Origin of the sequence: Saccharopolyspora sp. ASAGF58 (genome assembly GCF_012277335.1) — a bacterium.
GTDB classification, from domain to species: Bacteria; Actinomycetota; Actinomycetes; order Mycobacteriales; family Pseudonocardiaceae; genus Saccharopolyspora; species Saccharopolyspora hattusasensis.
On record NZ_CP040605.1, the window covers coordinates 6,761,477 to 6,781,083 of the forward strand.

22 protein-coding genes and 1 pseudogene are annotated in these 19,607 nt (G+C 67.0%); 4 read left to right on the top strand and 19 right to left on the bottom strand.

Going from position 1 to position 19,607, the window contains the following annotated elements:
- Nucleotides 1–257: 257 nt before the first annotated feature.
- The 4 genes from FDZ84_RS31755 to FDZ84_RS31765 form a co-directional block, all read right to left on the bottom strand.
- Nucleotides 258–1,466, bottom strand: coding sequence for an rRNA adenine N-6-methyltransferase family protein (locus FDZ84_RS31755; protein WP_168588862.1), 1,209 nt, complete (start codon nucleotides 1,464–1,466; stop codon nucleotides 258–260).
- The gene (locus tag FDZ84_RS40210; RefSeq protein ID WP_256413594.1) at nucleotides 1,463–1,585 is read right to left on the bottom strand and encodes a hypothetical protein; all 123 of its coding nucleotides are present in this window, start codon (nucleotides 1,583–1,585) and stop codon (nucleotides 1,463–1,465) included. Before FDZ84_RS40210 ends, FDZ84_RS31755 begins: the two co-directional genes overlap by 4 nt.
- A 214-nt stretch (nucleotides 1,586–1,799) precedes the next feature.
- Complete coding sequence (locus FDZ84_RS31760; protein WP_168588863.1) at nucleotides 1,800–2,159, bottom strand: hypothetical protein; 360 nt, start codon at nucleotides 2,157–2,159, stop codon at nucleotides 1,800–1,802.
- Between the two features lie 177 nt (nucleotides 2,160–2,336).
- Nucleotides 2,337–3,041 carry a hypothetical protein gene (locus FDZ84_RS31765; RefSeq protein WP_168588864.1) on the bottom strand — a complete coding sequence of 235 codons (705 nt, stop codon included), beginning with the start codon at nucleotides 3,039–3,041 and terminating at the stop codon, nucleotides 2,337–2,339.
- A gap of 239 nt (nucleotides 3,042–3,280) precedes the next feature.
- Here FDZ84_RS31765 and FDZ84_RS31770 point away from each other — a divergent pair, with 239 nt between their 5' ends.
- Nucleotides 3,281–4,171 (top strand): IS982 family transposase, encoded by an 891-nt coding sequence (locus FDZ84_RS31770; protein WP_168584373.1) that lies wholly within the window; start codon nucleotides 3,281–3,283, stop codon nucleotides 4,169–4,171.
- Nucleotides 4,172–4,187: 16 nt separating this feature from the next.
- On the opposite strand, the gene FDZ84_RS31775 is transcribed toward FDZ84_RS31770, so the two are convergent.
- The 3 genes from FDZ84_RS31775 to FDZ84_RS31785 all read right to left on the bottom strand — a co-directional run bounded on the left by FDZ84_RS31775 (nucleotide 4,188) and on the right by FDZ84_RS31785 (nucleotide 5,952).
- Nucleotides 4,188–4,559, bottom strand: coding sequence for a helix-turn-helix domain-containing protein (locus tag FDZ84_RS31775; RefSeq protein ID WP_168588865.1), 372 nt, complete (start codon nucleotides 4,557–4,559; stop codon nucleotides 4,188–4,190).
- Between the two features lie 270 nt (nucleotides 4,560–4,829).
- Nucleotides 4,830–5,387: a class I SAM-dependent methyltransferase gene (locus FDZ84_RS31780; RefSeq protein WP_168590498.1), complete on the bottom strand. Its 558-nt coding sequence runs from the start codon at nucleotides 5,385–5,387 to the stop codon at nucleotides 4,830–4,832.
- 415 nt (nucleotides 5,388–5,802) lie between these two features.
- A complete protein-coding gene (locus FDZ84_RS31785; protein ID WP_168584137.1) occupies nucleotides 5,803–5,952 on the bottom strand; it encodes a hypothetical protein in 150 nt (49 codons plus the stop codon).
- A gap of 218 nt (nucleotides 5,953–6,170) precedes the next feature.
- Here FDZ84_RS31785 and FDZ84_RS31790 point away from each other — a divergent pair, with 218 nt between their 5' ends.
- Nucleotides 6,171–7,712: an IS1380 family transposase gene (locus FDZ84_RS31790; protein WP_246868362.1), complete on the top strand. Its 1,542-nt coding sequence runs from the start codon at nucleotides 6,171–6,173 to the stop codon at nucleotides 7,710–7,712.
- Between the two features lie 375 nt (nucleotides 7,713–8,087).
- Nucleotides 8,088–8,240: pseudogene (locus tag FDZ84_RS39605) on the top strand (pyridine nucleotide-disulfide oxidoreductase); the annotation flags it as partial.
- Between the two features lie 136 nt (nucleotides 8,241–8,376).
- Here FDZ84_RS39605 and FDZ84_RS41195 read toward each other — a convergent pair.
- The 3 genes from FDZ84_RS41195 to FDZ84_RS31810 form a co-directional block, all read right to left on the bottom strand.
- Nucleotides 8,377–8,514: a hypothetical protein gene (locus tag FDZ84_RS41195; protein ID WP_371812717.1), complete on the bottom strand. Its 138-nt coding sequence runs from the start codon at nucleotides 8,512–8,514 to the stop codon at nucleotides 8,377–8,379.
- 132 nt (nucleotides 8,515–8,646) lie between these two features.
- Nucleotides 8,647–8,856 (bottom strand): ferredoxin, encoded by a 210-nt coding sequence (locus tag FDZ84_RS31805; RefSeq protein ID WP_168588866.1) that lies wholly within the window; start codon nucleotides 8,854–8,856, stop codon nucleotides 8,647–8,649.
- A gap of 11 nt (nucleotides 8,857–8,867) precedes the next feature.
- Entirely contained in the window at nucleotides 8,868–10,076 is a 1,209-nt protein-coding gene (locus FDZ84_RS31810; protein WP_168588867.1) for a cytochrome P450, read from the bottom strand.
- 140 nt (nucleotides 10,077–10,216) lie between these two features.
- Between FDZ84_RS31810 and FDZ84_RS31815 the strand changes: the two genes are divergently transcribed.
- Nucleotides 10,217–10,870 (top strand): TetR/AcrR family transcriptional regulator, encoded by a 654-nt coding sequence (locus FDZ84_RS31815; RefSeq protein ID WP_168588868.1) that lies wholly within the window; start codon nucleotides 10,217–10,219, stop codon nucleotides 10,868–10,870.
- A 7-nt stretch (nucleotides 10,871–10,877) separates the two neighbouring features.
- Here FDZ84_RS31815 and FDZ84_RS31820 read toward each other — a convergent pair whose 3' ends face one another.
- The 9 genes from FDZ84_RS31820 to FDZ84_RS31860 form a co-directional block, all read right to left on the bottom strand.
- A complete protein-coding gene (locus tag FDZ84_RS31820; protein ID WP_168588869.1) occupies nucleotides 10,878–11,258 on the bottom strand; it encodes a VOC family protein in 381 nt (126 codons plus the stop codon).
- A gap of 85 nt (nucleotides 11,259–11,343) precedes the next feature.
- Nucleotides 11,344–12,684 carry a uracil-xanthine permease family protein gene (locus FDZ84_RS31825; protein WP_168588870.1) on the bottom strand — a complete coding sequence of 447 codons (1,341 nt, stop codon included), beginning with the start codon at nucleotides 12,682–12,684 and terminating at the stop codon, nucleotides 11,344–11,346.
- A gap of 101 nt (nucleotides 12,685–12,785) precedes the next feature.
- Complete coding sequence (locus FDZ84_RS31830) at nucleotides 12,786–13,784, bottom strand: TIGR03842 family LLM class F420-dependent oxidoreductase (RefSeq protein WP_168588871.1); 999 nt, start codon at nucleotides 13,782–13,784, stop codon at nucleotides 12,786–12,788.
- A 19-nt stretch (nucleotides 13,785–13,803) separates the two neighbouring features.
- On the bottom strand, nucleotides 13,804–15,204 hold the full coding sequence (gene hydA / locus FDZ84_RS31835; protein ID WP_168588872.1) for a dihydropyrimidinase: 1,401 nt from the start codon (nucleotides 15,202–15,204) through the stop codon (nucleotides 13,804–13,806).
- The gene (locus FDZ84_RS31840) at nucleotides 15,201–16,499 is read right to left on the bottom strand and encodes an aspartate aminotransferase family protein (protein WP_168588873.1); all 1,299 of its coding nucleotides are present in this window, start codon (nucleotides 16,497–16,499) and stop codon (nucleotides 15,201–15,203) included. Before FDZ84_RS31840 ends, hydA begins: the two co-directional genes overlap by 4 nt.
- A 10-nt stretch (nucleotides 16,500–16,509) precedes the next feature.
- Nucleotides 16,510–17,352, bottom strand: a complete 843-nt coding sequence (locus FDZ84_RS31845) for a nitrilase-related carbon-nitrogen hydrolase (protein WP_168588874.1) — start codon at nucleotides 17,350–17,352, stop codon at nucleotides 16,510–16,512.
- Between the two features lie 292 nt (nucleotides 17,353–17,644).
- Nucleotides 17,645–18,088 (bottom strand): SRPBCC family protein, encoded by a 444-nt coding sequence (locus FDZ84_RS31850; protein ID WP_168588875.1) that lies wholly within the window; start codon nucleotides 18,086–18,088, stop codon nucleotides 17,645–17,647.
- A 163-nt stretch (nucleotides 18,089–18,251) separates the two neighbouring features.
- Nucleotides 18,252–18,569, bottom strand: a complete 318-nt coding sequence (locus FDZ84_RS31855) for a DUF397 domain-containing protein (protein WP_210435252.1) — start codon at nucleotides 18,567–18,569, stop codon at nucleotides 18,252–18,254.
- 18 nt (nucleotides 18,570–18,587) lie between these two features.
- Nucleotides 18,588–19,571: a helix-turn-helix transcriptional regulator gene (locus tag FDZ84_RS31860; RefSeq protein WP_246868573.1), complete on the bottom strand. Its 984-nt coding sequence runs from the start codon at nucleotides 19,569–19,571 to the stop codon at nucleotides 18,588–18,590.
- Between the last annotated feature and the right edge of the window lie 36 nt (nucleotides 19,572–19,607).

Sequence of the window (19,607 nt, forward strand, 5' to 3'; positions counted from 1 at the left end):
TCAGTGCTCAGTGGACAAGGACCCGCATGCTTTGACTTCTCTCCTCCTTGAAGGAAGGAGATTCAGTCCTCGCGGACTGAGTTTCCTGCTTCAACGACCGCAGCGTCCCCACCGTGGCGGTTCGGTCTCACACGATCTCACTCAGGCGTTCGGACCGGGTGGTCCGGGTTCCCGCTCGACCAGCGGTACCCACGTACTTGCTCGGGTGTTCCCACTTGCGTGGGGGTGGTAGGTCTCACCTACCGAAATCAAGACTATCAGCGGTCGCTACGCGACCGACACGCGAGATCTGCTCCTCCCCATCCTGAAGGACGGGGCATCCGCAGATTGGAGATCAGGTGATCCGGGTCGTCGAGCCACAGCCATTGCCGCCCGTCGGAACGGCATGTGGTGATCCCGAAGCGATCCATTCCCGGCTGGTCATGGTCGTGCCACCAGGTCAGCGCGGCCTCGACCTCGTCCCACAACCGGCGGGGGCCATGCTGTCGGACCTCGTAGGGTTCGCCGGAGTCCATGTGCGCGGCGAGCTGCGCCCACGACTTCGTTGCCCAGTCGTCGAGTTCGATCGAATGGTGGCGGTCGCCGAATAGGTCCCACGCGATGGTGAGCCCGATGTCCGGCACGCGGGTGGAGATGGCGAACCGCGCCCGGCTTGGATCGAGGACTGCATCGAGCGTCTCGGTCCCGGTGTGGCTGGTGGTCTCCCACGGCGCGGAGCGTTTGACCTCGATAGCGGGTTCGTAGTCGTAGAACGCGTGCAACTGTGATCGAGCGCGCATGAACGCAAGATCACCCGAGAACCGGCCCGTCACACTGCCTTCGTCGTCGGCGTCGGCTGTCAGCATGCAACCAGTGAAGAACTCCGTTCCCCACGGCGCGATGATCCGCCCGCCCGGTGTGAGCTGGTCGAGCCAAGCTACCGGGATTCTTTCCCGGATCGCGCACGTGGCGATGATCCGCTCATACGGCGCCTCCTCGGCGCACCCCTGGAGCCCGTCAGCGGTGACTACGCACGCCGTTGAGCCGAACTCGGCGAGATTTTTCCGCGCCGTTTCAGCCAGTTCCGGGTCCACCTCGTCGGTGACGACGTGGCCGCCTCCCCCGACGCGGACGGCGAGGCGCGCGGCGTTCCACCCGGTTCCGGCTCCGATCTCCAGTATGCCGTCGCCGGGCTGGGGACCGAGGGCATCCACCATGTCGGTTACGAGCGACGGCATGGAGCAGGATGACGTGGGGACCAGGGTTTCGCCGGGCTCGATCGGCTTGCCCATGTTGACCTGGGTGATGATCGGGACGTTCGCGGCGACCTCGGCGGACCAGCGCTCCGGGTCAGTGACCCGATCGATCTCGATGAGGTCGCGGCCACCGTTCGGCTCGCTGTAAACCCAAATCCGGTCCGGGATGAACGGTTCCCGGGGTACCTCGCTCGTCCACGGGTCTGTGGGCAGGTACCTGCGGGAGCTCATTCGCCACCCTTGTCATCACTGGAATGTGTTCCCTCCGAGGACTCCTCAACCGGCTTGGTTTTCGTGTGGTCGTATTCGCCATGACCGTCACGCTCGACGTTGGTGTCGTGCTTACCCATCCTGATCTGCCTCCCTTGCGGTTCCGTAATAACCATCGGTGTGCGATGGTCGGGCATGTACCTCCACGCGGGTGGAGTCCGCCGGGGGTAGTGCTCCGCGGTCACCGCATCCCGACGGTGTCACGGCCCACCACACGAAACTAGACACTGTGGACAGTTCGCCCAGGAGCCAGCGCCAGAGCGGTCGCCTCCGGCAACCGCAGATGGTCCCGGTTCACCTTCCGCTCGCCGCAAAGACGCGCCTCGAACAGGTCCACGCACCTCTCCACCACGCCAGAAGTTCCTCCCGCCACTGCCAATCCGCAGCACACGTCAGCTCATGCGTCGACGCGTTTTCCAGCGCGGCCCGATAAGCCGAAAAATAGTCGAGCTGACGGCGAACATCGGTGTCCTGGACAAGCCGCCACACGTAAACATTCAAGAAATGCCGCACCACATTACAGAAACTGGCATTCGTCGGCCAGGGCCGCACCAACCACCGACCCGGATCATCAGGATCCGGAATACCATTCATATTGATTGCTTCTCTGCCTATGGCCGAGGATTCGGTGCCGCTGAAGACTCCGGACCGCATGATTGTGATCTCCTCACCTGCTGCTTTTCAGGAGCAGTTTGACCTTGGCAGGTAAGAGGCAATCTCTGAAGCGACGCCGATTGCGATATCTACGCGGTCTTTCATCCCGACAAGGACAGGATGTCCCAGTCGGTGGTGCTGACATGCCAAAGCTGGGCCGAAATGTGCGATAAAGGCTCAGTCGAGGATGTCGAGCCGGTCGGCGAGCTCCTGGATCGGTGTTCGCCGTCGTTTGGCACGCTCGGCAAGCTCGTACACGGTCTGGCGCGTCAGCGTGTGGTAGCGCATCCACTCGGGTGCCAACTGCTCGGCCTTGAGAAGCTGCACTGCTGCCTCATGGTCCCGGTCCAGACCGCTGTAGGCGATCGTCAGATCAAGCAGGTAGCGAGCCTTCCACGTCGGAGAGAGGGAGTCGTTGTCGGGAAGCGAGACCGAGCGGGCCAGAGTGAGGGCGTTTTCGAAGCGTTCGCTCTCGACCGCGGCGTTCACACCGGCGATTCCGACATTGGCGGGGCCAAACGGTGTCGCGCAGATCGTCTGGTCGCTGCCGATCCGTGCCGCTGCGGTGCGAGCGAGGCTCAGGTATTCCTCCGCACCATCCGGCTTCTTGTTGCGGACGGCCGCGCTTGCCGCCCGAAGCATGAGTATTCCCCAGACACCAAGCTTTCTCGCGCTATCGTGGATGAAGTCCGGCCGCAGTTGCTCGGCTTTGCGAACCGCTGCCTCCTCGGCATCCTTAAGACGCCCTTGCTTGAACAAGACCCAAGACAACGACGACACATTCATCGCCTGAAGCAGATCGTCCCCGGCACGCTGTGACGCCTCCTGCGCCCGGATCAGGCCGATATAGCCGATGTTGGTCTGCCCGAGCGCCGCCATCATGGTCGAGGCGATCTGGAACGCCTCGCTGAGTACCCCGAAGGCCGCAGCCTGGTCATCGCCGGTCAGCTCACGCGTCGCACCATGCGCCTCGGCGATGAGACCGGGAAGTATCGCGCCGAGCTGAGCGAATGAGCCCTGCTTTCTGATTCTCTCGCAGTGCGCTAGATGATTGATTCCGTGAAGATCATGTGAAGGGGGCCGGTGTGACGGCCTGGGAGGAGGGTGTTCAAGATCAAACTGTGACGAAAGAACTGAACACCCTCCTGACCGCACTCTACGTGCTGATCGATGACCATGTCGTCCCGGCTCGGACCGGACGGGGACGGCGCCCGCTGTTCACCGACAGTGAGTTGCTGACGCTGGCGGTGGCTCAGGTTCTGCTGCGCTACAACGGTGAGCGTCGCTGGATGCGGCACGTGCATAGCAACCCCGAGCTGCTGGCGATGTTCCCGCACGTGCCTCGCCAGCCCGGATACAACAAGCGTTTGAGGAACGCGCAGCCCTTGCTGTGCAAGGCAATCATCACCCTGGCCGCGTGCTGCCCGTCCTGGTTCGACGACCTGTGGATCACCGACGCCACCCCGGTGCCATGCGGCATGTCCCGGGAGACGGTGAAACGCTCGGACCTGGCCGGCCACGCCAACTATGGTTACTGCGCGTCACACTCCAGGTGGTACTGGGGCCTGAAGCTCTACCTCGTGTGTACCGGGGACGGGATGCCGGTCATGTGGTGCCTGGCCGACCCCAAGATCGGCGAACGCGAGGTGCTGGCCGCGTTACTCGACAACAACCACTACCTGATCCGCAACGGCCAGATTCTGTTGGCCGACAAGGGTTTCTCCGGCAAGGAGTTCAAGAAACTCACCGAGTCGAAGCAACTGCGGCTACTGCGCCCGGACCGCAAGGACGAAACCTACGCATGCGGCAACCTCGGCGGTGTGCGCCAGTGGATCGAGTCGGTCAACCAGACCCTCAAAAGCCAACTCGGCCTCGAACAGCACGGCGGACGCACCCCGGCAGGCGTGTTCACCCGCGTCGCCCAGCGCTTGCTGGCCATGGCCGCAGGCATCTGGCACAACTGGGAAACCGGCGCGACCAGCAAACGCTCACTCATCGCGTTCGACCACTAACACCAACTTCACGGAATCAATCATCTAGAGCGGATCGCAGGTGCGCGACCGTCGGAGGCTCATCCGCTACGATCTCCGAGCTGCCCAGGCCGGGAAAATAAGCAAGAGAGGTCAGCGCGTCCCGGATGGCAAGGACTCCGGTTGCCTCCGTGTCCACGGTCGGCTCGACGGTGGATGACTGGCCGAGCAGCTGGGCCACCTCGACATCGAGGGCGGTTGCCATGCGGGTGAGGGAACTCATGCTGGCGGTGTGGCGGACCCCTTGTTCCAGCTTTCGTACCAGGTCAACGCTGACATCTGCCTTCTCGGCGAACTTCTCCTGGGTGAGCTGCCGTCGCATGCGGATGCGCTTGATCCGCTCGCCGAGGCTCATCTCGTTGCTGGACATGTGATCGCCTCCCGTCCGCTGGTTACGAGCGTACGCGCGCGGTCGTGGGACGGTTCGGTCAAGCCGGACTCCCCGGCCGGCCAGTCCTCGCCTGAAACCCTCTCGGGCAGCACCAAACTCAACGAGGGCGAGATCCCGCAGACGGTGAAGGTGACCGCAACCAAGGCCGGGACTCCACTGTGGAGTACGACCCAAAGTCCGCCTTCGCCATGGGGCAGCCCACCAGGTGCAACCCGACGACGTGGTCGGTGCCGACTCCGCTCCTGGGGATCAGATCCGGCGGGGGCGGCGGCAGACGTAGATGCGGGCGGGCGGGATGTTGCGCCACACCGTGTGCGAGGTCAGCACCTCGTCGAAGCTCAGGTCCAGGCGGCGGCGGAACTGCCGGGCGCCTGTCATGCCCAGGGCGTGCACGTAGGCGAAGGTCGTGAAGGCGCCGCCGGGCGCGAGGACCGCGCCGACCTGGTCCAGGATGTCCTGCTGCAGCTTGGCCGGGAAGATCGACCACGGCAGGCCGCTGACCACCGCGTCAACCTTGTCGATGCCCGCATCGGCCAGCAGGTCGCCGAGCCGGGAAGCGTCGCCCTGGATCACCTCCAGCCACGGCAGTTCCGCGCGCAGATACTCGACCATGCCGGAGTCCACCTCGATCGCCACCTGGCGGCCGCCAACGGGCAGCCGCTGGGCGATCCCGCTGCTGAGCGCGCCGGTGCCGGGCCCCAGCTCCACGACCACTGGACTGCCAGCGGTCGGCACCACGGCCGCCATCTCGCGAGCGAGGTTCGGCGAGCTGGGCGCGACCGCACCGACTAGGTTCGGCTTGCGCACCGCGCGCTCGAAGAACGTCCGGTAGTTGGTCAGTACCGATCCGGAGCCCGAACTCGGCAGCACCGGACCACCCGGCTGCGGACCACTGGACTGTTCGACTGGACTCACGGATGCCCTTCCCGATCGGCGTGCGGAGCTCGTTCGGCCCACCCTATCGGTCGCCGCACCTGCCGCGACCGACATGTGCGGCATCACATGCCGATCACGCATACCTGGACAACCGCGACACTAGTCGCCTTTGCAAATAACTGCGTCGGGAAAATCGCGGAATCGACGCGTGGGGCACGTCAATCAAAAAGACATCCGGAATTGTAACGAAAACCGGCCGGGCGGCGATTGAATTCACCGCGCCATGGCCGGTTCGAGGTTCGGGGCTCGTTCCCGGCTGCGGGGGCAAGCCCCACTACACGCTTCCTCAGGCGACGCGCTCGGACGCTGGGCCGATCGGCTCGATCACCTGGTCAGGGGTGCCCGGCTGCAGCCGCTGCGCCCACTTGGTCATCGCTCCCGCTACCGCCAGCAGCACAACCGACTCGACCGCCAGGGCCACCCACACCGTTGTCACTTCTTGCCTCCCTTCTGCAAACCTCCCCGTCTTCCGCACGTACACGCCAGGCACCGCCGACAAAGGGCAGGATGAACGGAAGAAGGTTTGGGGACCATCGCTTACGCAATCAATCGTAGGGCGTTGTTTCGGCGGGATTAACCCTGACTTTTCATGTGGGTCGGTTGTGTTGCGGCGTGCCTGAACACAGAAAGTGCTCCTGACCTGGGAGGATACGGGTGTCTGACGTCCGTATCGCAACCAAGGTGAGGAGCACTTTCGAGGTGCAGGCTACTGGGTGGTCGCGGGGTTTGGAAGTCACCGCTGATGGTGAGGGGATCGTGTCGCACGCCGGGCTTGCGCTGCTGCGCGGGTTGACCGATAAGACGGGTTTGACCGCAGGCTTGTCGAAGGCGCTGGCCGGCACCCGGTTGCTGGTGCATAACCGGGGCCGGGTGGTAGCGGATGTGGCGTGCGCGATCGCCGACGGGGCGCGGGCGATCAGCGATTTCCGGGTGATGGGTGACCAGCGGGAGCTGTTCGGGCCGGTGGCGTCGGTGCCCACCGCGTGGCGGACGTTGGAAGAGATCGCCGACGGCGGAACCCGCACGGCGAAGAAGATCACCGCCGCAGTGAACACTGCCCGCCGGTATGCGTGGGACCAGATCGTGACACGCCACGGCACGCTTCCCGGGGTGCGCATCGCGGACAAGACCCTGGAGGGGGTGACCTGCGTCCGCATCGACGCGACGGTCACTGACGCGCATTCGGACAAGGAGTGGGCGGAGGCGAACTTCAAGGGGTTCGGCCATCACCCGCTGCAGGCCTACTGCGACAACACCGGGGGTGAGCCGCTGGCGTGGATGCTGCGCCGCGGTTCGGCCGGCAGCAACACAGCCGAGGACCACATCGCCATCACCGATAGTGCGATTGCCGCGCTGCCACAACAGTTTCGGAGGCGGTTGATGGTCACTGTGGACGGTGCCGGCGCCAGTCACGAGCTCATCGCACATCTGGACAAGCTCGCGTCCCGGCGCGGATACCAGCTCATCTACTCGGTGGGGTGGGCGCTGACCGAGCGGGAGAAGACCGCGATCCGGCTGGTGCCCGAGCGGGCGTGGGTGCAGGCGATCGGGCCGCGCGGGCAGCTGCGTGAGCGACGCGCCGAGGAAGCCTGCGACAACCCCCGGTGCACACACGCCCGCTGCTGGGTCGAGCAGGCCCACGTGGCCGAGCTGACCGGGCTGCTGCGGCAGGGACCAGGCGGCGACCAACTCTCCGCCTGGCCGGAGAAGATGCGGGTGTTCGTGCGTCGCGAACGTCCCCATCCTGGGGCGCAGCTGACCCTGTTCGAAACCCAAGACGGGTGGCGCTACACACTGTGGGTCACCAACCGTCCCGAGACCACGAAGGGGTGGCTGGGGCAGTCGCAGTACATCGACGCCGCGCACCGGGTGCACGCCCGGGTGGAGGACTGCATCCGCACCGGCAAGGACACCGGCCTGGGCCGATTCCCCTCCCGCGACTTCGCGATCAACACCGCCTGGCTGACCACATCCATGACCGCCGCCATCCTGCTCTCCTGGCTCAAACTCCTCGCCCTCGACGGCGCTCTGGCCAAAGCCGAGCCGAAAACGTTGCGCTACCGCATCCTGCACACCGCGGCCCGCCTCGTCCGCGGCGGCCGCCGACGACGACTCAAAATTCCCCGCACCTGGCCCTGGGCCACCCAGATCGAGAGCGCCTGGCAGCGCATCACCGCCCTGCCACAAGCACCCTAACCAGCGCCAACCCGCCCCTACGACCCAAGAAAGACCCCGGGGCCCGTGGAACCCCCGGCCACCCGGCCCGACAGCCGGGCAACCATCACGCCCAGGCCGCGAAAACCAGCCCCACCACAGCAAAACCCAACCCCCTCACCCGCTCACCGACCGCCATGAAAAGTCAGGGTTAAAGGCACCCGCGGGTGTCTTGCGTCGCACCCTCTTGGCCTATCCGAACAACTCCGCGGCAGTGGCACAGACCACTTCCGGCGCGGGAAGATTCCGGCGTGGCGGCTGTTCTGCCGGATGTGGAGCGCATCGACGTCGTGGTGATCGGGGCTGGTCAGGCAGGGCTGACGGGCTCGTACCACCTGCAGCGAACCGGCATCCAAGCTGCACCTGCGCGAACCGGGCGGCGGCATCCGGGTCGAGGGGACCCGCGCGGTCGCCGAGCCCCGCCTGCACCTCGTCGGCTACGGACCGTCGGCCAGCGCCAACCGCGCCGGGCGAGCGGCGGCTCGCGGAATCGACTTGCTGCTGCGGTAAAATCAACAAAACCTTAATCGAGCCTGTCCCGGGACCTAATGCCCTGTGACCGCGGCGTCACAGGCAGCAAGCTGCCGGATGGCGGCTCAACCGCGCCAGCGGCGCCATCTCCGGGAGAGGGGGAGGTGGCGCCGCTTCATGCGCCGCTAGCGCTTCCGGCCGACCCCGGCGGGATCGGTCCAGGGCTTGCCGCCGGGCGGCATTTCCGGGAATCCGGCCGCCATTCCGTCAGGTCCACCAGGCCCGGTTCGAGCATCTCCAGGTCGCCGAACATCGCCGCGATCTGCGTTCGGCCGCATGTGGAAGCCGCCGATGCGCTCGCTGTACATCTCCGCCGCCTCCCGGGTGGATGTCGGTGGCCCACCACCACATCGGATGTGGAAGCAGTCCGCAATCCCCTGGTCGACTACCGGTCGTCGACCAACGACAGCGCACCCGACGGGCAGACGTGCACCGCCTCCCGCACTGCGGTCACCGCGCTGTCGTTGCCTTCGTCGACCTCGGTCGCCCGCAGCACCACCCGGCCGTCCTCGTCGTTCTGGTCGAACAGCGCGGGTGCGGTCAGCACGCACTGGCCGGCGCCCACGCAGCGGTCCAGATCCGCCTTGATCCGCATGATCATTCCTCTCACCAGGTCACGGGCATTTCGTAGATCCCGTAGACGTTCGCGTCGGACTTGAACGGCAAGTCGTCGACGCCAACGGCCAGCCGCAGCCCTGGCAGCCTGCGGAACAACGTGTCGAAGACGATCTGCAGTTCCAGCCTCGCCAGGTTCTGCCCGAGGCACTGGTGCGGGCCGAAGCCGAACGCCACGTGGCCACGGGCATTGCGGTTGATGTCCAGTTCGTCGGGCCGGTCGAAGACCTCCGGGTCCCGGTTGGCCGCGGTGCCCAGCGCGACGACGCCCTCCCCCGCCCGGATCAGCACGCTGCCGATCTCGACGTCCTCCAGAGCGGTGCGCGAGGTCGCCGCCTCGACGATGGTGAAGTACCGCAGCAGTTCCTCGACTGCGGGCAGGGTCTTGGCCGGGTCTGCGACGAGCTCCGCCAGCTGATCGGGGTTCTCCAGCAGCGCCAGGGTGCCCAGCGAGATCATGTTGGCGGTCGTCTCGTGCCCGGCGATCAGCAGCAGGAACGCCATCCGCACGAGCGCGTCGTGGTCAACCTCGCCGGCGTCCCGCTGCTTGCGGATCTGCCTGCCGATCAGGTCGTCGGCGAGCTCCCGCTCCTTGCCCGCGACGAGTTCGTCCAGGTACTTCCGGATGTCCTCGACCGCGGCCCTGCGACTCTCGGCGGAGACCGTCTTCCGCAGCATCAGGCTGCTGCGCTGCTGGAAGAAGTCGTGGTCGGCGTAGGGCACGCCGAGCAGCTCGCAGATCACCAGCGACGGCACCGGCAGCGACAGCGACCGCACCAGGTCGACCGGGCGGGGCCCGGCGAGCATCTCGTCGATGCATTCGTCGACGATCTCCTGGATGCGCGGCCGCATCGCCTCGATCCGCCGGACGGTGAATTCGCCCAGCACGGCGCGTCGGGCCTCGGAATGTTCCGGCGGGTCCATCCCGATCAGCGACGGGGCCATGTCGGTGACAACGGCTCGCTGGTCGGGCGATAGCTGCGGGAATCCGGGGCGGCGCCGGTCGGAGCTCATCCGCGGATCGCCGAGGACCTGGCGGACGAAGTCATGCCGGGTCACCAGCCAGGCGTTGCCGCCGCCCACCATCGGGACCTTGGCGATCGGCGTTTCGGCACGCAGTTTGGCGTATTCCGGTTCGGGCGCGAACGGACAGGCGCGGACCTTCGGGTAGGCCGCCGGGTCAACGGCTTCGTCGGACATCGTGACTCCCTGATCACCGAGCGAACAAATGGACGACTCCCTTCCGGTTATAGTCAACCGGAAGAATTTCGTCCACCTACTTTCGGCCCGGAACATGCGACAATCCGCCCAACCCAGCACCCGGCACGCGAGCGAGGACCATGACGACCGACGCCACGCCACGGCTGCGGGCCGATGCCCGCCGCAACCGAGACCGGATCATCACGGCGGCGCGGACCGTCTTCACCGAGCGCGGCACCGAGGTTCCGATGGAGGAGATCGCGCGCGCCGCCGGGGTCGGGATCGGCACCCTGTACCGGCGCTTCCCGGACCGCGATTCGCTGATCGGCGCCGTGGGCCGGGACGCGTTCCAGCGGGTCCTCGACGAAGCCCGCACGATCAGCGACCGCGAGTCCGATCCGTGGCGCGCGCTGACCGGTTTCCTGCTGCGCGCGGTGGACCTGCGCACGGTGATCCGATTCTCCATGCTCTCCCCCCGCGCCCGGGGAATCCTGGGCGCGGACCCGGAAGTCGAGCAGACCCGCAACGAACTGCTGGAAATTCTGGACGGGCTGGTGCGCGCCGCGCAGGCCAACGGCTCGCTGCGACCGGACGTCAGCAGCGGCGACCTGGGCGTGATCCTGTCCCTCGTGCTGCAAGGCGTGCACGGCGCCCCCGACGACATCCGCCACGAAGCCCCGGCTCGCTATTTGACGCTGATGCTCGACGGTCTGCAGGCCCGGCCCGGCACACCGCTGCCCGGCCGCCCGGTGACCGCGGCCGACATCGCGATGGTGCGGGGCGTGCCCGGGTGAACCGAGGTCAGCTCGCCAGGTCATCGGCCTGGAACATGCCGAAGATGTTGCCTTCGGTGTCACGGCAGTAGGCCACCCAGCCCATGCCGGTCAGGGCGGTCTTGGGCATGGCCACCCGGCCGCCCGCGGTTTCCACGATCGACAGCATGGCTTCGACGTCGTCCACTTCCACAGTCGTCGCGAACGCCGCGATCGGGGTCTCGTCGGAGGGCTCGGGGCCCTTGCGGGGCAGCAAGCCGCCGTCGATGCCCGGGCCCTCACCGGTCAAGACCAACCAGTACTGCTCGTCGCCCCCCTGCTGGAACCGCCAGCCGAACACTGTCGAATAGAAGGTGCGGGCGCGGTCCACGTCTCCCGCGTGGATCTCGAAGTGCACGGGACGCAGCATGGCGGCCTCCTCGACACCGGTCGTCGTCTGCGAACCTAAGGCCTGCCAGCCGCACCCGCACTGACGATCAGAGACTGGGAGGCGGTCACCTGCGGGCGGGCACCAGCAACCGCAGCACGTGGTAGCCCAGCAGCGTCACGACGGTGCCCAGCGCGATGCCGCTGAGGCTGAACTGCGGGGTGATCTGCAGCGACACCCCGCCGATGCCGGCGACCAGCCCGGCGGCCAGCGGCATCAGGTTGACCGGGTCGCCGAAGTCGACACGGTTCTCCGTCCAGATCTTCGCGCCCAGCAGGCCGATCATGCCGTAGAGCACGACGGTGATGCCTCCGAGCACGCCACCCGGGGTCGCCGCGATCACCGCGCCGAACTTCGGGCACAACCCGAAGAGGATCGCCACCATCGCGGCCACCCAGTAGGCCGCCGTGGAATACACCCGGGTGGCGGCCATGACTCCGATGTTCTCGGCGTAGGTGGTCGTGGGTGGGCCGCCGACAGCGCTGGAGAGGGTGCTGGCGAGGCCGTCGGCGAAGATCGCGCGCCCGAGGCTGCCGTCCAGCTTCGTGCCGGTCATCTCCTCGACGGCCTTGACGTGCCCGGTGTTCTCCGCGATCAGCGCGATCACCACGGGAAGCACGACGATGATCGCCGCTGCATCGAACGACGGCGCGTGCAGCGTCGGCAGGCCGAACCAGCTGGCTTCCGCGACGCCGCTGAGGTCGAGCCGGAAGTGCGTGCTGACCACGCCGCTGGCGTTCGGCGCGGTGATCGGTCCGAAGCCCAGGTCGAACAGCCACGACAGGGCGTAGCCGACGACCAGTCCGATCAGCACCGCGATGCGGGACCAGAATCCGCGCAGCAGCACGCTGCAGCCGAGCACGACGATCATGGTGATCAGCGCGATCCACTGGTCCTGCGGCCAGTACGACTCGGCGACCACCGGGGCGAGGTTGAAGCCGATCAGCATCACCACCGCGCCGGAGACCGCGGGCGGCAACAGCCGGTGCACCACCTGCGGGCCGACGAAGTGGATGACCACCCCGAGCACGGACAGCACCAGGCCGAGCACCAGGATCGCGCCGGTGACCGTCGAGCTGTCCCCGCCGCCGGCCCGGATCACCGTCACCACGCCCACGAACGACGCGCTGCTGCCCAGGTAGCTGGGGATCTTGCCCTGCACGATCAGCAGGAAGAGGATGGTCGCCACGCCCGAGACCATGATCGCGAGGTTCGGGTCCAGGCCCATCAGAACCGGGAAAACGAAGGTGGCGCCGAACATGGCCACCACGTGCTGCGCGCCGAGCCCGACGGTGCGCCCCCAGGACAGCCGCTCGTCCGGGGCCACCGCCTCGCCGGGGCGCGGCGTGGAGCCGTCCCCGTGCAGCTTCCAGCCGATGCCCAGCTTCGCGCCGAGTCCCTGCCGCATGGCGCCCCTCCCCGTTTCACCCCGCCGATCGGGGCTGCCACTTCGGGCGGAACTCTACAAACCGGTTGCCGTGTGACCGCCGCCGCAGGGGCCGTGGGGCGTCAGGACATGGCCGGGATGACGCTCTCGCCGTAGGCGTCCACAGTGGCGTCCAGGGCGTCGTGCATGGCGTAGATCGCGAACTGGTCGACGCCCGCGTCGCGGAGTTCCCGCAGCTTGGCCACGTGCGCTTGGGCAGGGCCGAGCAGGCAGAAGCGGTCCACGATCTCGTCCGGCACGAACTCGGTGCTCGGGTTGTCGGCCCGGCCGTGGTGCGAGTAGTCGTAGCCGTCCCGGCCCTTGACGTAGTCGGTGAGCGCGGCGGGCACCGCCCCAGTCGTGTCGCCGTAGCGGGCAACGAGGTCGGCGACGTGGTTGCCGACCATGCCGCCGAACCAGCGGCATTGCTCGCGGGCGTGGTCGAGGTCGTCGCCGACGTAGGCCGGGGCTGCGACGCAGACGGTGATCGACGCCGGGTCGCGGCCCGCGTCGCGGGCGGCCTGCCGGACGTGGTCGACCATCCACGTCGTCAGGTACGGGTCGGCGAGCTGAAGGATGAAGCCGTCGGCCTGCCGCCCGGCGAGCTCCAGGGCCTTCGGCCCGTAAGCACCCATCCAGATCGGCAGCCGACCATCGCGCACCCACGGCAGGCGCACCGGGGTGCCGCGCAGCTGCACCTCCCGGCCCTCGGCGAGTTCCTTGATCACGTGCATGGCGTGTTCGAGCGCCGCGAGAGTGGTCGGCTTGCCCCCCGTGACACGCACCGCGGAGTCGCCCCTGCCGATGCCGCATACCGTGCGCGGCCCGAACATGTCGTTGAGCGTGGCGAAGGTCGAGGCGGTGACCGTCCAGTCGCGGGTGGCCGGGTTGGTGACCATCGGGCCGACGGTCAGCCGCTCGGTGGCAGCCAGGATCTGGCTGTGGATGACGAACGGTTCCTGCCACAGCACGCAGGAATCGAACGTCCAGCCGTGGCTGAAGCCGAGCCGCTCGGCCCGGCACATCCGGTCTACTACCGACCAGGCCGGCGGATCGGTCTGCAGAACAAGCCCGAAGTCCATGCTGTAACCCCCAAGCTGGTCAGATCAGGTACTGGCAGGTGTCGCGCGGTAGGAACCGGCCGCGCCCGGCCCGGCCGGTGTAGGTGCCGGTGTCGACGACGACCTCGCCGCGGGACAGCACGGTGCGGACCTGTCCGGTGATCCGCTTGCCCTCGTAGGCGTTGTAGTCGACGTTCATGTGGTGTGTCTCGGCCGATAGCACCTGCTCGGCGCGCGGGTCGTAGATCACGATGTCCGCGTCGCCACCGGGCGCGATGGTGCCCTTGCGCGGGTGCAGGCCGAACATCCGGGCCGGGGTGGTGCAGGCCAGCTCGATCCACCGGCGGCGGCTGATGCGCCCCTCCACCACGGCCTGGTACAGCAGGTCGATCCGGTTTTCCACGCCCGGGATGCCGTTGGGGATCTTCGAGAAGTCGCCGCGGCCGAGTTCCTTCTGGTCCTTGAAGCAGAACGGGCAGTGGTCGGTCGACACCACGGAGAGGTCGTTGGTGCGCAGCGCCTGCCAGAGGTCCGCCTGGTGTTCGACCGGCCGCAGCGGTGTCGAGCAGACGTACTTCGCGCCTTCGAACTCCGGCCGCGCCAGGTCGTCGGTGGTGAGGAACAGGTACTGCGGGCAGGTTTCGCCGAAGACGTTGAGCCCGTTGTCGCGGGCCCGGGTGATCTCCGCGACTGCCTCGGCCGCGGAGACGTGCACGACGTACAGCGGCGCACCGGCGACTCTGGACAGCTGGATCGCCCGGTGCGTCGCTTCGGCCTCCAGCAGCGGGTGCCGGACCTGCCCGTGGAACTTCGGGTCGGTGCGCCCGGCTGCCAGCGCCTGCTGCACCAGCACGTCGATGGCGATGCCGTTCTCGGCGTGCATCATCGTCAGCGCGCCGTTGTCGGCGGCCTGCTGCATGGCGCGCAGGATCCGCCCGTCGTCGCTGTAGAACACGCCGGGATAGGCCATGAACATCTTGAAGCTGGTGATCCCCTCGGCGACCAGCACATCCATCTCCTTCAGCGCCTCGTCGCCGACGTCGGAGAGGATCATGTGGAAGCCGTAGTCGATCGCGCACTGCCCATCGGCCTTGGCGTGCCAAGCGTCCAGGCCCTCGCGCAGGGAGCCGCCGACCGGCTGGATCGCGAAGTCGACGATCGTGGTGGTACCGCCCCACGCAGCGGCCCGGGTCCCGGTCTCGAACGTGTCCGAGGCGAACGTCCCACCGAAGGGCATCTGCATGTGCGTGTGCCCGTCCACGCCGCCCGGGATGACGTAGTGCCCGGACGCGTCGATCACGCTGTCCGCAGTGGACACCCATTGCTCGGCGACGGCTGGCGCGGCGATCGCGGCGACCTGTTCGCCGTCGACGAGCACGTCCGCTCGGGTCTCCTCGGTCGCGGTGATCACCAGGCCACCGCGGATAATCGTCCGGCTCATTGCCGCCCCGCCTCCTCCAGCGCCGCCAGCAGGATCCGGCCGCCCTCGCGCGCCTCGGCCTCGGTGAGGCTCAGCGGCGGGGCGATGCGCAGCACGTTGCCGTCCAGCCCGCCCTTGCCGATGAGCAAGCCACGCCGCCGGGCCGATTCGAGCACCTCGGTGGCGATCTCCGGCGCGGGCGTTCCGTCGGCGTGCGCCAGTTCGACGCCGATCATCAGGCCTTTGCCCCGCACGTCGACGACCGCCGGGACCCGGCCGAGCGCTGCGTCTAGCTCCTCGCGCAGGACCGCACCAACGCGCGCGGCGTTGCTCTGCAGGTCGTTGGCGAGGAGGTGCTCGAGGTTGGCCAGCGCCCCGGCGGCGGTGATCGGGCTGCCGCCGAAGGTGGAGATCGAGTTCGTGCGGACGCTGTTCATGATCTCGGCGCGGGCGATGACGCCACCGACCGAAAGGCCGTTGCCGATGCCCTTGGCGAAGGTGACGATGTCCGGTGCCCCGTTGGCGTCGTGTGCCTGCCAGCCCCAGAAATGCTCGCCGGTCCTCCCCCAGCCGGTTTGCACCTCGTCGCTGATCCACAGTATGCCGTGCCGGTCGAGGACCTCCTTGAACCGCGCGAACAATCCGTCCGGTGGGCTGGCGAACCCGCCGACGCCCTGAATGGGTTCGGCGATCAGGCAGGCGACGTTGCCGTGCAACTGCCCGAGCACGTCCTCCAGGTCGGACACGCACGCGGCGGTGAACTCCTCGTCCGGCAGGCCGGCGAGCGGGGTGCCGCGCCGACGGCTGCCGTGCACGTACGCCGTCTGCACCGGGGACAGGCTTGTCGGCGACCAGCCGCGGTTGCCGGTCACCGCCAGCGCCGAGAACGACCTGCCGTGGTAGCTGTTGCGCAGCGCCAGCACCTGGTTCGAGGCGCGGTAGCCGGTGGCCAGCAGCAGCGCGGTGTCGTTGGCCTCGGTGCCGCTGGTCGTGAAGAACACCCGCGGGTCTTCAATGCCGGACAGCTCCGCGACCCGCTCCGCGAGCTCGATCATCGGGCGGTTGAGGTACAGCGTCGAGGTGTGCAGTATCCGGCCGGCCTGCGCGCTGACCGCCGCGGTCACCTCGGGCAGCGCGTGCGCCGTCATCGTGGTGAGGATGCCGCCGAAGAAGTCCAGGTACCGGTTGCCTTCGGCGTCCCAGACGTGCCGACCCTCGCCGCGCTCGATGTCGATCGGCTCGTCGTAGTACAGCGCGAGCCAGTCCGGCAGCACCGCGCGGTGCCGCTTGGTCAACTCGGAGTGCGTGCTCGTCATCGTCGCTCCCTCACGGCTCGGTCAGCAGGCGGTAGGCGTCGGGGCGCCGGTCGCGGTAGAACGCCCACTTCTGGCGGACCTCGTCGATCAGGTCGAAGTCGAGGTCGCGCACCACAAGTTCCTCGTCGGTGTCGCTGGCGGGCTCGCCGACGAACTGCCCGTACGGGTCGACGAAGTAGCTGGTGCCGTAGAAGTCGTTGTCGCCGTACTCCTCGACGCCGACCCGGTTGATCGCCGCGATGAAGTACTCGTTGGCGACCGCCGCGGCGGGCTGTTCGAGCTTCCACAGGTAGGAGGAGAGGCCGCGGCTGGTCGCCGACGGGTTGTAGACCAGCTGCGCGCCGGCCAGCCCGAGCGCCCGCCAGCCCTCCGGGAAGTGCCGGTCGTAGCAGATGTAGACGCCGACCCGGCCGACCGCGGTGTTGAAGATCGGCCAGCCGAGGTTGCCGGGACGGAAGTAGTACTTCTCCCAGAACCCGGGCAGGTGCGGCAGGTGGTGCTTGCGGTACTTGCCGAGGTAGCTGCCGTCGGCGTCGATCACGGCGGCGCTGTTGTAGTAGAAGCCGGGGCCGTCGATCTCGTAGACCGGCACGACGACGACCATGCCGAGTTCCCGCGCCAGCGCGCACATCCGCTGCGTGGTCGGGCCGTCCGGAACCGGCTCCGCCCAGCGGTAATGCTCCGCCTCCTGCACCTGGCAGAAGTACGGGGCGTTGAAGACCTCCTGGAAACCGATGATCCGGGCGCCCTGTTCGGCGGCGGCGCGGGCGTGCTTCTCGTGCTGGTCGACCATCGAGGCGGTGTCGCCGGTCCACTTCGCCTGGACCAGCGCCGCACGAACGATGTTGGGCATGGTTGCGCTGCACCCCTTCGGTCCGTGATGCCCTCTAAGACGACGTTCGGAGGGCGACCATGACGAGCCGGTCGGCCCGTTCACTGAAGGTATGACCAGCGGCCACCACGCGCAATGATCAAGCGGTTACCCGGAGTTCCCGTTCGCTGCCTGGCGGGAACCCGACATGCGCCCCGGCGAGCGAAGATGGCAGAAACGCACCGGCGCTTCGCCGTGCGAATTCCTTCGAACAGGCGAAGCGCCGGTGTGTCGGACACGGCGAGGAGCAGATGCGCATACCCGCCGCGCCTTGTCACGACTCCTTGGGGAGGGCGTCCAACTTCTCCAGAACTCTGGCGTAGATGCGCTTGAGGCCGCCCGGGGCGAACGTTCGCTCGAAGAATCCGCCGATTCCCTTCGCGCCTTCCCACGTGGTCTCGATCCGCACGACGCAGCCGTCGTTCTCCTCGCGCACCGTCCAGGTGGTCACCATGCTGGAGTTCGCGTCGGTCTCGACGAGCTTGCCGGATTCGGGCTCGCTCACGACGGCCTTGACGTCGCGCACGCGCTTGGAGGTCGCCTGGAGCTTCCAGGTCGCGATCGTTCCCGCACCCGTGCCGCCTTCGACGACCGCGTAGTCCCGGTAGTGCTCGGTCAGGATCTTCGGCCGGCTTTGCGCGTAGTCGGCGATGATCGTCCGCACCTGCTCCGCGGATGCGCCGGTCCGGCGCTCCGCGCTGGCCGTGACCTTGCCCATGTCATTCCTCCAAGTAGCCGACGGCAGACTGCACCACCTATCTCACCAGCACGACGCACCACGTGCGTCACCAGCGTCCGCGATGGACGAGGCCGAGATCAGCACGACGGCAAGCAGGAACGCAGGACGCAGGCAACACAGAAAGAAGATCCGTCGCCCACCCTCAGCGCAGCGACTCGACGAACCGAGACCACCGATCGGCAGGGAAGGCCAGCACGGCCCCGCCAGGGTCCTTTGAGTCCCGCACTCCGACCGCAGGCCCAGCGAACGCAATTTCGACACAGTTGGCAGCTGCGGTGCTGTGGCTGCTCTTCTGCCACCCGGCGTCAAGGAACGCGACCTCGACACAGTTGGCGTTCGCCCCACTCCGGCTGCTCTTGCACCAAGCCGCGTCGAGGAACGCCACCTCAACGCAGTTCGCAGCGGCGCTACTGCGGCTACTCTTGCGCCATCGCACAGTCCTTAGGTCCAGCGCAGGCATCGTGCACACCTCTCGTGGTCAAGCTTCGCCAACAACGCTCTTAATGAGCTCGGCCGTTGCACCCGGTGCAAGAGCCACGCCGAGGATATTCCGCAAACCCATGCGATAGGAGGCCAGATCTTGCTCTTCTTCCAAGAAGAGCATCGTGTAGTGGTTCTCGACATAGACGATGTCCGGCTCGTCTCGGAACTCAAGCAAGAGGAACGGCCCTTGCAGCCCGACGTACGCACCAGCCGACGTCGAGACCACTCGTAGGACCACGTTGCGTGCATCAGCGATGGTCAACAGATGTTGCAACTGTCGCTTCATCACTCCGGATCCGCCGATCTTCCGATGTAGGGCGTTCTCGTCGATGACCGCGAGAAACTGGGGCGCCTGCGACCTGGTGAGCACGATCTGACGCGCCATCCGCGTTGCGATGAGGCTCTCCAACTCATCCTCGCTAAGCGTGTCGTCGATCGCTCGGAGGATTGCCCTGCTGTACTCCGCCGTCTGGAGCAGACCGGGCACGAACATGTTCTCGAAATTCTGGATGCGGCTTGCCTTGGCTTCGAACTCCATGAGGTTCTTCCAGTTCTGCGGCAAGCCTGTTTGCCGTTCCCACCAGCCCTTCTGATCGGCACTCTTGGCCAACTCGACCAACGTGTGCCGTTCCGCAGCCGGGACGTGGTAGAGCCCGAGCAGCGCCGCCACGTCCTCGATCTGCAGGCCGCTGACGCCGGTCTCGATGCGGCTGATCTTGCTGCCGGACACCCCCAGCTTGGCACCTGCTTCAGTGCAGCTGAGCCCCGCTTTCTCCCGATATCGCCGCAATTCGTTTGCTATCTGGCGAGAACGCACTGACGTATGGCGGTTTCCCGGCATGGCAACCTCCTGCGAAGCGTTGTTTTGATCAGGATCTCGAAGCCAGCGGACCGTCCACAATGACCTGATCGGATGATTGCTTGCAGGCATTGCATCATGCGAACTTCGCCGCATCAGGCCCACGACCAGGGCAAACATGAGATCAATTCGGGAGAGGGTATGAGCGGCGAGCTC

Bases quoted from the DNA above. Each gene is read 5' to 3' on its own strand.
- FDZ84_RS31850 (WP_168588875.1), bottom strand. From the start codon at position 18,088: ATGGGCAAGGTCACGGCCAGCGCGGAGCGCCGGACCGGCGCATCCGCG.
- FDZ84_RS31820 (WP_168588869.1), bottom strand. From the start codon at position 11,258: ATGCTGCGTCCCGTGCACTTCGAGATCCACGCGGGAGACGTGGACCGC.
- FDZ84_RS31760 (WP_168588863.1), bottom strand. From the start codon at position 2,159: ATGCGGTCCGGAGTCTTCAGCGGCACCGAATCCTCGGCCATAGGCAGA.
- FDZ84_RS31845 (WP_168588874.1), bottom strand. From the start codon at position 17,352: ATGCCCAACATCGTTCGTGCGGCGCTGGTCCAGGCGAAGTGGACCGGC.
- FDZ84_RS31765 (WP_168588864.1), bottom strand. From the start codon at position 3,041: ATGATGGCGGCGCTCGGGCAGACCAACATCGGCTATATCGGCCTGATC.
- FDZ84_RS31755 (WP_168588862.1), bottom strand. From the start codon at position 1,466: ATGAGCTCCCGCAGGTACCTGCCCACAGACCCGTGGACGAGCGAGGTA.
- FDZ84_RS40210 (WP_256413594.1), bottom strand. From the start codon at position 1,585: ATGGGTAAGCACGACACCAACGTCGAGCGTGACGGTCATGGCGAATAC.
- FDZ84_RS31775 (WP_168588865.1), bottom strand. From the start codon at position 4,559: ATGTCCAGCAACGAGATGAGCCTCGGCGAGCGGATCAAGCGCATCCGC.
- FDZ84_RS31815 (WP_168588868.1), top strand. From the start codon at position 10,217: ATGACGACCGACGCCACGCCACGGCTGCGGGCCGATGCCCGCCGCAAC.
- FDZ84_RS31855 (WP_210435252.1), bottom strand. From the start codon at position 18,569: ATGCCTGCGCTGGACCTAAGGACTGTGCGATGGCGCAAGAGTAGCCGC.
- FDZ84_RS31810 (WP_168588867.1), bottom strand. From the start codon at position 10,076: ATGTCCGACGAAGCCGTTGACCCGGCGGCCTACCCGAAGGTCCGCGCC.
- hydA (WP_168588872.1), bottom strand. From the start codon at position 15,204: ATGAGCCGGACGATTATCCGCGGTGGCCTGGTGATCACCGCGACCGAG.
- FDZ84_RS31830 (WP_168588871.1), bottom strand. From the start codon at position 13,784: ATGGACTTCGGGCTTGTTCTGCAGACCGATCCGCCGGCCTGGTCGGTA.
- FDZ84_RS41195 (WP_371812717.1), bottom strand. From the start codon at position 8,514: ATGTTCGGCGACCTGGAGATGCTCGAACCGGGCCTGGTGGACCTGACG.
- FDZ84_RS31840 (WP_168588873.1), bottom strand. From the start codon at position 16,499: ATGACGAGCACGCACTCCGAGTTGACCAAGCGGCACCGCGCGGTGCTG.
- FDZ84_RS31805 (WP_168588866.1), bottom strand. From the start codon at position 8,856: ATGCGGATCAAGGCGGATCTGGACCGCTGCGTGGGCGCCGGCCAGTGC.
- FDZ84_RS31860 (WP_246868573.1), bottom strand. From the start codon at position 19,571: ATGTTTGCCCTGGTCGTGGGCCTGATGCGGCGAAGTTCGCATGATGCA.
- FDZ84_RS31825 (WP_168588870.1), bottom strand. From the start codon at position 12,684: ATGCGGCAGGGACTCGGCGCGAAGCTGGGCATCGGCTGGAAGCTGCAC.